7 protein-coding genes, 1 rRNA gene and 1 other annotated feature (1 of these 9 cut by a window edge) are annotated in these 11,757 nt (G+C 45.0%); of the genes, 2 read left to right on the top strand and 6 right to left on the bottom strand.

All coding sequences use genetic code 11. The features are described 5' to 3' along the window. Positions 1-46 precede the first annotated feature (46 nt). Together IGI77_RS17490 and IGI77_RS17485 are read right to left on the bottom strand one after the other, a co-directional pair. A complete protein-coding gene (locus IGI77_RS17490) occupies positions 47-2,752 on the bottom strand; it encodes an FtsX-like permease family protein (RefSeq protein ID WP_438770474.1) in 2,706 nt (901 codons plus the stop codon). A 9-nt stretch (positions 2,753-2,761) separates the two neighbouring features. Continuing rightward, positions 2,762-3,463 carry an ABC transporter ATP-binding protein gene (locus IGI77_RS17485; RefSeq protein ID WP_010748457.1) on the bottom strand — a complete coding sequence of 234 codons (702 nt, stop codon included), beginning with the start codon at positions 3,461-3,463 and terminating at the stop codon, positions 2,762-2,764. Positions 3,464-3,548: 85 nt separating this feature from the next. Between IGI77_RS17485 and IGI77_RS17480 the strand changes: the two genes are divergently transcribed. After that, positions 3,549-4,175, top strand: coding sequence for a TetR/AcrR family transcriptional regulator (locus tag IGI77_RS17480; RefSeq protein ID WP_081116718.1), 627 nt, complete (start codon positions 3,549-3,551; stop codon positions 4,173-4,175). Positions 4,176-4,246: 71 nt separating this feature from the next. Here IGI77_RS17480 and IGI77_RS17475 read toward each other — a convergent pair whose 3' ends face one another. From IGI77_RS17475 to IGI77_RS17460, 4 genes are all read right to left on the bottom strand, one after another. Beyond that, positions 4,247-5,767, bottom strand: coding sequence for a polysaccharide deacetylase family protein (locus IGI77_RS17475; RefSeq protein WP_213356385.1), 1,521 nt, complete (start codon positions 5,765-5,767; stop codon positions 4,247-4,249). 290 nt (positions 5,768-6,057) lie between these two features. Further along, positions 6,058-7,335 (bottom strand): serine--tRNA ligase, encoded by a 1,278-nt coding sequence (serS, locus tag IGI77_RS17470; protein ID WP_159161183.1) that lies wholly within the window; start codon positions 7,333-7,335, stop codon positions 6,058-6,060. Between the two features lie 57 nt (positions 7,336-7,392). Beyond that, positions 7,393-7,591, bottom strand: a binding site (T-box leader). A gap of 35 nt (positions 7,592-7,626) precedes the next feature. Then, complete coding sequence (locus IGI77_RS17465; protein ID WP_005226244.1) at positions 7,627-8,835, bottom strand: sensor histidine kinase; 1,209 nt, start codon at positions 8,833-8,835, stop codon at positions 7,627-7,629. Beyond that, positions 8,825-9,514, bottom strand: coding sequence for a response regulator transcription factor (locus tag IGI77_RS17460; protein WP_008376963.1), 690 nt, complete (start codon positions 9,512-9,514; stop codon positions 8,825-8,827). Before IGI77_RS17460 ends, IGI77_RS17465 begins: the two co-directional genes overlap by 11 nt. Before the next feature lie 714 nt (positions 9,515-10,228). Here IGI77_RS17460 and IGI77_RS17455 point away from each other — a divergent pair. Next, positions 10,229-11,757 (top strand): 16S ribosomal RNA (locus IGI77_RS17455) (it continues 31 nt past the right edge of the window).

The raw sequence follows: 11,757 nt of genomic DNA, 5'->3' as shown, positions 1-11,757 counted from the left end.
CTTTAAAATCGCTGCTGGATGATCAGCAAATCGCTTTAGCAGCAGCTTATTCGTTTGATTTCAACGCATCGATCATGTTGACATGAGTCAGTTTCACATGGGTGACGTACATCACGATGATCGTAAAGAGAATCGTCATGCCGCCGGCTAAAGCATAGGCCGGCCAATTGATCACTAATGGAAAGACCATGTTTTCCATCGAAGCTTGGATCAAAATAAAGTCAGTCAAGAAGTAACCTACCACGTAGCCAGCGAGAATCCCAAATAACGTAAAGACGATATTTTCCCGTACGATGTACATGGTGACTTCTTTATTGTAAAACCCTAATACTTTAATAGTAGAAAGCTCGCGAATCCGCTCGGAAACATTGATGTTGGTCAAGTTATACAAGACGACAAAGGCTAATGCCCCTGATAGTACAACTAAGATCAAGACAATGGAGTTCAAGTTGCCCATCGAATCATCCTGCATTTTGATCTGAGTAGAAAGGAACGTCGTGTTTTTGACTTTGTCGGTAGCTAACAAGGCTGTTGATAAAGCTTCCTCTTGTTTTTTCGTCATCGTCTTGCTTTTGACTAAGAACGCATTCGGTTCAAAAGTACTGTCGGTGATTTCTTCGTAAAGAGTCGGTGACAGATACAGAGAATTGCCTAAATAGTTTTCTGCGATGCCGCTGATAGGTACTTCAAAAGCTTCTTGATCGCTAGTATAGAAGGTCAATGTATCCCCAACCTGCAGATCATACAATTCTGCGTATTTCATAGTCAGCACGGCACCTTCTGTTAATGGCAGCTTCTGACCTGCCGTTGTTTTCAAATGGACATAGTCGGTAAAAGCTTCTTGATCTGCAGGGACCATCAAGGTCAAACTTTGTTTTCCTTGGTCAGCTGGTCGAATCTCGATCGTTTCATTGTAGACTAGCATCGAATGGGTCACAAGAGGATCGTCTGTTAAAACCGTTTCAGCGGCAGCAACGGTTTCTTCCTTCGCATCATTTAAGGTCACGACGGCTTGATAATCCGTAATGGGCCCAAATTGTTTCGCAGTCACAGCACTTAAGGAATCTTTCAACCCAACGCCTGCCACCATCAGTCCCGTACAGCCGGCGATGCCAATGATTGCCATGATCATTCGCGATTTGTAGCGGAAGATGTTACGGAAGCTGACTTTTTGATTGAAGCTTAAGCGTGACCATAAGGGTGTAATGGCCTCTAATAAAATCCGTTTCCCAGGTTTTGGCGCCCGAACTTGCAGTAGCTGGGCAGGTTTTTCCCGCAATTCTTTGATCAAAACAAAGAGGCAAGCACCGAGCGTCGCCAGTAAAAAGGCGATCGCGGCCAAAATAATTGGCGACCAGACATAATAGACGCGAATCCCGTCTAAAAGATACCGTTCGCTGGATAGAAAATAAATCAAACGCGGCAACAGTTCCGTCCCTAATACGGCACCACTGATAATGCCAATGGCCGAAGACAGGAGGGCATAAATCAAATATTTAAGGGAGATCTCGACTTTGCCATAGCCCATCGCTTTTAAGGTACCGATCTCTTTGCGGTTTTCTTCTACCATCCGCGTCAGTGTCGTAAAGGTGATCAACGCAGCGATAAAGAAGAAGAAGACAGGAAACACATTGGCGATCGCTGCGATGCGATCAGACAGCCCGCCATACTCTTGGAAACCGGGGTTGTCTTTGCGTTGGTTGTAAAGATACGTAGGTTCTGCCAAGTCTTCGATCTCTGTACGTTTCTCTGCCAGTGTTTGTTGGGCATCGGTTAGTTCTTGTTGCTGTTCATCTAATTGGGTTTGCTGCTGAGCCAATTCTTCTTCCCCAGCGGTCAATTGGCCTTCGAGGGCTGCTTGTTGTACGGGCGGCAGCTGTGCCAAGGCGGCTTGCTGTTGTTCTAGTTCCGCTTTGGCCTGATCCAGTTGGGCTTGTCCATCAGCTAACTGTTTTTGTCCATCGCGGACTTCTTTTTCTGCAGGCGCTAATTCATCAAAAGCATCTTGCTGAATTTCTGCTAAGCGTTCTTTAGGGCGATCCGCAAACAGTTCCTCAATCGTTTCTTGATGGGCTGCCATCTTGTCGGTGTACGCATCGGAGTATGTTTCAAGGCCTGCGACATCATCAAAGGCGAGATAAAGGATCGATTTGACCTCCATCTTGAACTGTTCTTCCGGTACATAAGCAAAATACGTCACGACACCGCTGCCGACATTCGCATAGCCACGTTCGGCAGCACTGATATAAATGGGAGAGGTGGCGAACCCAACGACCGTATAGTCTTTGTCCGACAGATTATCGGCATCATCGATCGTAAAAGTATCCCCTATTTGCCAGCCATAATTTTTTGCTTCGGTGTCCAGCACGATTTCATCGGCTTTTTCTGGCAGTCGGCCGTCCTTCACCAGTAGCTGGTTGAGTTCCTGTGAGGGATCATAAGAGGTCACTTGCACGACTTCATCTGAATTGGCAGCGTAATAAAATTGATAGGCGGCTTCTGTGTGCGCACCGCTTTTTTCCGCCGCATCAATGTCGTCCTCCGTCAATCCCAGCGTGGAAGTGACTTGCAGATCTGCTAAATGCTGACCGTTGACATATTCACTCGCGGAATGATTCAGGATCGGTCCCGTCGCTTTGACACCGACAAAGAGAAACGTTCCTAAAAAAATGATCAAGGTGATTGCGATAAAGCGACCTTTTGATTGGCGAATCTCCCGCAAACTTGCTTTAAGATAGGTTTTATTTTTCATCAGATCCTCCTACCAAACGATTTCATCGATCGAGATTGGATGAGGATTCTCTTCAATGGAACGGACAGTGGCATCGTTGATATGGATCACCCGATCGGCGATCGGGGCAATGGCGCTGTTATGGGTAATGATCAACACCGTATTGCCGTTTTTCCGACTGGCGTTTTGCAAAAGCTTCAACACTTGTTTGCCTGTTTCAAAATCCAGCGCACCGGTTGGTTCATCGCATAATAGCAATTTCGGGTTTTTGGCTAACGCCCGAGCGATCGACACCCGCTGCTGTTCCCCACCAGAGAGCTGCGAAGGAAAGTTGTTTTTACGGTTTTCTAACCCGACTTGTGCTAAGACTTCATCAGGATCGAGTGCATTCGGTGAGACTTCTGTTGCCAATTCAATGTTTTCTTTCGCTGTCAGGTTCGGCACCAAATTATAAAACTGGAAGACGAACCCGACGTCTTTGCGGCGGTATTCCGTCAGCTGTTTGTCGTTAAACTTCGCGATATCGACATTGTCGATAATGATTTGTCCTTCATCTGGCGAATCCATCCCACCTAAAATATTCAAAACGGTCGATTTTCCTGCACCACTGGGGCCAAGGATCACCACTAATTCGCCTTCTTCAATGGCAAAGGAAAGATCGTTGTTGGCAGTGATGGTGGTTTCGCCCATCTGATAGCGTTTATATTCATTCTTTACTTCAACATAACTCATTAATAAAGCCTCCATTTTTTAAACACGTGTTGATTTAATCACATGGTGTTAGTATACTAAGAAAGAAAAGTAAGAGCAATCCTCAATGCTTACGTATTTGTCATTAAATAGACAAATATTGATCAAATGTACAGAGAAAAGGGGAAACGATATGGTGGGGACTGTGGGGAATCGTCGAACGATCTACTCGAAAAAAGTGATCCGACGCGCCTTTCAGGAGTTATTGTTGGAAAAAGAGTACCGCAAAATCACGATCAAAGAGATTGCGGAACGAGCCGATATCAACCGGGGAACATTTTATAAATATTATAAGGATACGGCCGCGTTGTTGGAGGAGATCGAAGGGGAGCTTGTTGAGCAGATCGCATCGAACTTGCAGCAGGAAAATTTGTCATTGGATCTTTGGTTGGAAAAGCTGTTGACGATTTTGTATGAGAATCCTAGTACGACCCATTTGATTTTGTTAAACAACAGCCATTTGCTGAATCTTTTGTTGTCAGAGATCAAACCGGAGACCTTGAAACGGTTTGCCCAATACTTTCAAGATGCTTCCGAGGAAGAATTGGAACTGTGTCTTAGCTTTTTTGTCTGCGGGTCTATCGGGTTGATCGAACGCTGGCTCAAAGATTTCTCAATGATGCCGCCAAAAGCTGTCGCTGAACTGTTGATCCAAATTTTTGTGACCAATGTATATGAGGATAAGAAGGGCTAAAAAAAGAGGGAACGATCCAATAACCAAAAAGGAACGCAGCAAGAGACAATTTGCTGCGTTCCTTTTTTTATTTAGTCAACGAGGCGCTCGTCGTTCATCCCAAAGTATTGATGCAATGGTTTTTGCCGTGCTTCTAATAATTGATCGACAGTCACGAATTCGTAGCCTTCGTTTTTGAGCATTTTAATGACTCCCGGTACGGCTTTCACAGATTTCGGGTGAATATCATGGATCAAGATCATGGCACCATTAAAGACATTTTGTTGCACCAAGGCATTGATCTTCTTCGGATCCTTCAATTTCCAGTCTTGAGAATCGATGTCCCATTGAATGATCGGCATGCCAATGGTTTGTGCGCTTTGTTTGTCGATAGCGCCATAAGGGGGCCGTAAATTTCTAGGTAGTAAACCCGTCGCATTATAAATGGCTTTGTTGGTTTTTGTGACTTCTGCCTGCAAATCTTCCGCTGAAAGAGTATTCAGCTGTGGATGAGAGTAAGAATGACTGGCGATCTCGTGTCCAGCTTCTTGGACTTTTTTAGCAGCTTGCGGATATTGCTCTACCATTTGTCCCAGCATAAAGAAGGTCGCTTTAACGTCATTTTCTTGTAAGATGTTCAACAGATCCATGGTGGAGGTACTGTTGGGTCCATCATCAAAGGTCAATGCCACGTATTTTTTATTGGGGTCTAAACTTGGCAAGGCATTGTTGAGTTGGTCAGCAGCCACGAGATCAGGATCAATGAATGGGGCGATCTCGCTGTAAGACAGGGTGATTTCCGTCGCTCCCGTCTGATTTTTTGGCAATTCGATGGTCAGCTTCTCTGGATCGTAAGTAAATTTCGAATCGAAGGTGATCCGCTCCATGGCCAAGACGGCGTCGATGATTTTGGCGGGTTCTTTGGCTTGATCCAGCAGTTTCTGCTGAATGACTTGTTGAATACCTAATAAGCTGCCTTCATCAGGAACCAGTTCTTTCAAAGACAATTCGGTTTGCGTCTTCTCTGATACGAAGATCGGTGCATCCGTTAGGCTGTCCGCATCTTCAAAACGTCCGGTTTCTCGATTCCACACATAGCTGTCGGCTTTCAATGAATAAGTAGACACCTTTGACGCCGCTGCTTGTGCTTGGATGCGGGCAACGGTGACGACTTCTTTTTTCGTTTGTTTTTTACGCAATTGATCAGCGGCTTGTGTCAACCGTTCTTTGATATCTTTGATGGGAAACGTATCAAGGTCTTGCGGGCGGTAGATCAATTCTTTGGTTGCGCCTTTGGAGAGCACTTCAGGCGTTGTTTTTAACCCATTTTGACTTTGTTCTGCTTGGATTGATGCCAGTAATTTCTCCGCAGCCGCCTCATATTTTTCTTGGGCTGCGACTTCTTGCTGGTGTAACGTGTAAAGGACTGAGCCAGCCGTCGCGATCAAAACGATCAATAATAAGGCGAATAAGGAAAAAATTGCTTTTCGATACGGCTTCTTTCTCGAGGGTGGTCCTTTCGGTCTTTCTTCAGCTGACGCTGTTCGTTTTTGATTATTGTTTGGTTTCTTGTGCAAGTCACTCCGACGGGCATAGGTCTTTCGTTCGGGCATTGGTGAAGCTCCCTTCATTCCATCCTAAATTATGCCCACGTTACCATAAGTCACAGGTACTTTCAACGATCATGCCCGGTTTCTGATAGAGACTTAAAAAGATGAAGGGATTTTTCTAATTATTCATTTAAAAATTACAGCCTTGTTGCGTTGTTTCTCTTGCAAGAAATGATCAAGGGCGTTAGGGGGTCTTTTGCAACCACTATCTATTAGGTGAACTAGAAAACCCCTTCGTAACAGATCACGTGGAGTGACTGTTACGAAGGGGGTGCAATTAAGGGTACTAAGGCTTAGGCTTTTTCGATTTTTGTCAGTCCGCCCATGTAAGGAACCAGAACTTCTGGTACCGTTACACTGCCGTCTTCGTTTTGATAATTTTCAAGCACTGCGGCTACCGTCCGACCGACAGCCAGACCAGAACCATTTAGTGTATGCATGTAGTGAATCTTGCCCTCTTGATCGCGGTAACGGATCATGGCACGGCGTGCTTGGAAATCTTCACAGTTTGAGCAAGAGCTGATCTCACGATACATTTCCTGAGCAGGGATCCATACCTCTAAATCATAGGTCTTCGCCGCAGAAAAGCCCATATCTCCTGTACACAAGCTAAGCACTCGGTAAGGTAAGTTGAGTTTTTGCAAAATATCTTCGGCATTAGCCGTCATCTTTTCTAATTCTTCATAAGAATGGTCAGCATCACTGAATTTCACCATTTCAACTTTATTGAATTGGTGCAGACGAATCAAGCCGCGAGTATCACGACCAGCGCTGCCAGCTTCTGAACGAAATGATGGGCTCAAGGCAGTGAAGTAGGCAGGGAGCTGTTCTTGTTCTAAGATCTCCCCTTGATAGTAATTGGTCAAAGGTACTTCAGCAGTTGGAATCAAAGTCAAATCCGTGTCTGCCAATTGGAAAACATCTTCTTTGAACTTTGGAAATTGCCCAGTGCCAAACATTGCTTGGCTATTGACGATATAAGGGGTGATCATCTCGGTATAGCCATGCTCATAGACATGCTGATCCAGCATGAAGTTGTATAAGGCACGTTCCAAACGAGCACCTAAGCCTTTGTAGTAAACAAAGCGGCTGCCAGAAACTTTGGCGCCCCGCTCAAAGTCGAGGATCCCCAACTCTTCAGCGATCTCCCAATGCGGTTTTGGTTCAAAGTCAAAGGCTTTTGGTTCTGCCCAGCGACGGATTTCTACATTGTCGTCTTCATCCTTGCCCACTGGAACAGAATCATTTGGCAAATTCGGCAATGTCGTGGCGATCTGTTTGATGTCTTCATCAATTTGAGCGATCTCTTCATCCAATTGCTTGATTTGGCTGCCGACTTCTTTCATTTGGGCAATTTTATCTGCCGCGTCTTCTTTTGCCCGTTTCAAGGCAGCGATCTCACCAGAAACATCGTTGCGCAATTTCTTGCGTTCTTCCGTTTGGACTAAGAGTTCTCTGCGACGTTCGTCAAGCGTTAAAAAGCGGTCCAATACTTCTTTTTGCACGCCTCGTGTTGCGAGTTTGCTTTGTACTTCAGCAAAATTTTGGCGAATCATTTTTACATCTAACATAGTGATACATCCTCCTTTGATTTTTCCATAGAAAAAAGGCCATTCCAATCCCGTGTTGCTTGGGACGAAATGACCATTCGCGGTGCCACCCAAGTTCAGCTTGCGCTGCCCTTGATGCTCGTATCGTGAGCCAACGATTTTTCTTTCGAAAAATACACGTTAAAGAACTGGATTCTATTTTTTCCAACACTGATTTTCACCAACCATCAGCTCTCTTTACTAGATGAAAAAAATATACTAGGTTCTGTGCCTTGATTATTTTCTTTAGCATACCCAAAAAATGTTGGGGCGTCAACCATAGGTTTGTGTGTTGGACAAATTGTTGCGCTTCAACGGGAGATGGATAATAAAGGACGTCCATTCTGGCGTTGATTTGGCATAGATATAGCCGCCATGTAAGGCGACGATGCTTTGAGCGATCGCTAGACCTAAGCCAGTTCCTCCTGTTTCTTGAGAGCGGGATTCTTCCACTCGATAGAAACGGTCGAATAGAGAATCAAGGGCTTGCTTAGGAATCATTTGTCCATTGTTTTTGACGGTTAAGATCGCTTCGGTCCCGACTTTCTCGACCTCCATGCGGATCTTATCGGCGCCTTTGCCGTATTTCAAGGCATTTGACAGCAGGTTGTTGAAAACTCGCACCAGTTTTTCGGTATCGCCATCCATTTCGATATGCTCTGGACGGGTGTAGGTTTCGATCTTGATGCCTTTTCGACTAGCTTCTAATTCAAAGTCTGCCGCCAATTGTTCCACTAGCTGAGCCATATCAAATTCCATCACATTAATGGGCACGCTAGGCTGACGCACTTTCGTGTATTCAAACAAATCATCGACGAGGGATTTCATTTGTTTGGCTTTGACATACGCCGTATGAGTATATTTCAGCAATTCTTCTTCCGAATGGTATTGTCGATCTTCGATTAGACCTAAGTAGCCGATGATCGAAGTCAATGGTGTCCGAATGTCATGACTGACATTGGTGATCAGCTCATCTTTGGATTGCTCGATCCGCCGTTCATCTTCGATCGCCGCCACCGTACTGTCGACTAAGCCATTAATATTAGAAACGATCCGACTTAAATCGCCCCGTAACTCGAAGGGGATGCGATGATCGTAGTTGCCTTCTGCGATAAAGTGCAGCTCGCTGATAATGTGACGTAGCTGCATTTGATGGTAACGACGAATCAAACGCCAATATAAGACGATCACATCTAATAGGAAGAACATCGGTAGAATGAAGTTGCGACCACTGCGGAAGATATCTGTGTTAAAGGCAGCCGTGAACGCATTCTTTGATTCATAGATCGCTTCGACTAAAACCGGTGAGTTTTCTCGTATTGAGGTCAAGATGACCAAAATAGCGACATTTAATAGAAGTAAAAGAACAATCGTTACAATTCCTTCCGCAAATAACTCACTGATTTCTTTTGAGGTCAACGTGATCCGTTTCTTTTTTTCGATTGGTGTGTTGCGCTTTTTTTCAGTTGGTTTACTTCGCATCTATTTTGTAGCCGACCCCCCATACTGTTTGGATGACTTTTTCACCATCCGTGGCTTCTTCGATCTTATCTCGCAAGTGACTGACATGGACCATCACTGTTTTGGCAGAAACGACACTTTCTTGTTTCCAAACTCGTTCAAAAATCTCATCGGCGCTAAAGACACGGTTCGGATGCGATGCTAGTAAGTAGAGGATGCCAAATTCTAATGCGGTCAATTGGATCTCATTGCCATCCACCGTTTTTACTTCATGGGAATCGCGGTTGATGATAAGGGAGCTTACTTCCAGAATCTCTGGTTGATTTGAAGCAGCCTGCATCTTGGTTCTTCTCAATAACGATTTTACCCGTGCCATGACTTCTAATGGATTGAAAGGTTTAGTGACATAATCATCAGCACCGGCGACCAATCCACGAATCTTATCCATATCGGTTGTTTTAGCGGTCAACATAATAATGGGGATTTGGGATTCTTTTCTCAATTCTTTGACGACTTGCATGCCGTCCATTTCAGGCATCATGATATCTAAGATCAATAGCTCGATATCAGAAGTGGTGCGAATCTTGGTCAGTGCTTCTTTTCCATCGTATGCTTTGACCGATTCATAGCCTTCATTGTGTAAGTAAATGCTTAATAGTTCTACGATCTCTTTGTCATCATCTGCTACAAGTATTTTCATACTGGGTCCTCCTAGGAACAATATTCTTTTCTCCATTTTAGCAAATATTCCACAAAATAGATAAAATCATACTTAAATTTATAAGAATGATAGGAATTAAGAAAACACAAAAAGGAAAAAGACGAACGATAGGCTAATAATAACGGAAAAAGTCCTTAAAAAAGGCGGAAATCACGGACTAAAAATCACGAATCATCTTTGGAAACGGAGTAACTAGAAACGTTGGTCTATCAATCATTTTATGGTTGACGAATAGCACAAGTCTTGGTATATTATTACATGTGCCAAATGACTAAATGAATTCCTAAAAAGAATTAAAAAAAGTAGTTGACGCACAGCTCGACAGATGATATTATAACGAAGTCGCAATTTTAAAACAGTTAATTGATGTTGATACATCAACAAAATTAATTGAAAAAAGTTGTTGACAAATAACAAATCATTTGTTATTCTAATTAAGTCGCTGAGGCAGCCGCTACGAAGTTGAAAAACAACGAGCGAAAAAAACTTTTAAAAAAGAGTTGACAATTAAACGTCGCTCTGATATGATATAAAAGTTGCTAACACAGCACGGTAGACCTTTGAAAACTGAACAAAGCAAGCAAACGAACCAATGTGTAGGACGTTTCAATTTATTGAAACAAATACATGCAAGCAATAGCTAGCAAAGTTAATTTTTATGAGCTTAATGACCGTATGGTCATTCAAACAAATCATTATGAGAGTTTGATCCTGGCTCAGGACGAACGCTGGCGGCGTGCCTAATACATGCAAGTCGAACGCTTTTTCTTTCACCGGAGCTTGCTCCACCGAAAGAAAAAGAGTGGCGAACGGGTGAGTAACACGTGGGTAACCTGCCCATCAGAAGGGGATAACACTTGGAAACAGGTGCTAATACCGTATAACACTATTTTCCGCATGGAAGAAAGTTGAAAGGCGCTTTTGCGTCACTGATGGATGGACCCGCGGTGCATTAGCTAGTTGGTGAGGTAACGGCTCACCAAGGCAACGATGCATAGCCGACCTGAGAGGGTGATCGGCCACACTGGGACTGAGACACGGCCCAGACTCCTACGGGAGGCAGCAGTAGGGAATCTTCGGCAATGGACGAAAGTCTGACCGAGCAACGCCGCGTGAGTGAAGAAGGTTTTCGGATCGTAAAACTCTGTTGTTAGAGAAGAACAAGGATGAGAGTAAAATGTTCATCCCTTGACGGTATCTAACCAGAAAGCCACGGCTAACTACGTGCCAGCAGCCGCGGTAATACGTAGGTGGCAAGCGTTGTCCGGATTTATTGGGCGTAAAGCGAGCGCAGGCGGTTTCTTAAGTCTGATGTGAAAGCCCCCGGCTCAACCGGGGAGGGTCATTGGAAACTGGGAGACTTGAGTGCAGAAGAGGAGAGTGGAATTCCATGTGTAGCGGTGAAATGCGTAGATATATGGAGGAACACCAGTGGCGAAGGCGGCTCTCTGGTCTGTAACTGACGCTGAGGCTCGAAAGCGTGGGGAGCGAACAGGATTAGATACCCTGGTAGTCCACGCCGTAAACGATGAGTGCTAAGTGTTGGAGGGTTTCCGCCCTTCAGTGCTGCAGCAAACGCATTAAGCACTCCGCCTGGGGAGTACGACCGCAAGGTTGAAACTCAAAGGAATTGACGGGGGCCCGCACAAGCGGTGGAGCATGTGGTTTAATTCGAAGCAACGCGAAGAACCTTACCAGGTCTTGACATCCTTTGACCACTCTAGAGATAGAGCTTCCCCTTCGGGGGCAAAGTGACAGGTGGTGCATGGTTGTCGTCAGCTCGTGTCGTGAGATGTTGGGTTAAGTCCCGCAACGAGCGCAACCCTTATTGTTAGTTGCCATCATTTAGTTGGGCACTCTAGCGAGACTGCCGGTGACAAACCGGAGGAAGGTGGGGATGACGTCAAATCATCATGCCCCTTATGACCTGGGCTACACACGTGCTACAATGGGAAGTACAACGAGTTGCGAAGTCGCGAGGCTAAGCTAATCTCTTAAAGCTTCTCTCAGTTCGGATTGTAGGCTGCAACTCGCCTACATGAAGCCGGAATCGCTAGTAATCGCGGATCAGCACGCCGCGGTGAATACGTTCCCGGGCCTTGTACACACCGCCCGTCACACCACGAGAGTTTGTAACACCCGAAGTCGGTGAGGTAACCTTTTTGGAGCCAGCCGCCTAAGGTGGGATAGATGATTGGGGTGAAGTCGTAACAAGGTAGCCG

Source organism: Enterococcus sp. DIV0213h, assembly GCF_051711285.1.
Taxonomy (GTDB): Bacteria; Bacillota; Bacilli; order Lactobacillales; family Enterococcaceae; genus Enterococcus_D; species Enterococcus_D casseliflavus.
Note: the sequence above shows the minus strand (reverse complement) of the source record. Positions and strands in the feature narration are given on the sequence as shown.

Excerpts from the sequence above, each read along its gene's own strand:
- IGI77_RS17460 (WP_008376963.1), bottom strand. The coding sequence starts at position 9,514 with ATGAAAATACTTGTAGCAGATGATGACAAAGAGATCGTAGAACTATTA.
- IGI77_RS17465 (WP_005226244.1), bottom strand. The coding sequence starts at position 8,835 with ATGCGAAGTAAACCAACTGAAAAAAAGCGCAACACACCAATCGAAAAA.
- serS (WP_159161183.1), bottom strand. The coding sequence starts at position 7,335 with ATGTTAGATGTAAAAATGATTCGCCAAAATTTTGCTGAAGTACAAAGC.
- IGI77_RS17475 (WP_213356385.1), bottom strand. The coding sequence starts at position 5,767 with ATGCCCGAACGAAAGACCTATGCCCGTCGGAGTGACTTGCACAAGAAA.
- IGI77_RS17480 (WP_081116718.1), top strand. The coding sequence starts at position 3,549 with ATGCTTACGTATTTGTCATTAAATAGACAAATATTGATCAAATGTACA.
- IGI77_RS17485 (WP_010748457.1), bottom strand. The coding sequence starts at position 3,463 with ATGAGTTATGTTGAAGTAAAGAATGAATATAAACGCTATCAGATGGGC.
- IGI77_RS17490 (WP_438770474.1), bottom strand. The coding sequence starts at position 2,752 with ATGAAAAATAAAACCTATCTTAAAGCAAGTTTGCGGGAGATTCGCCAA.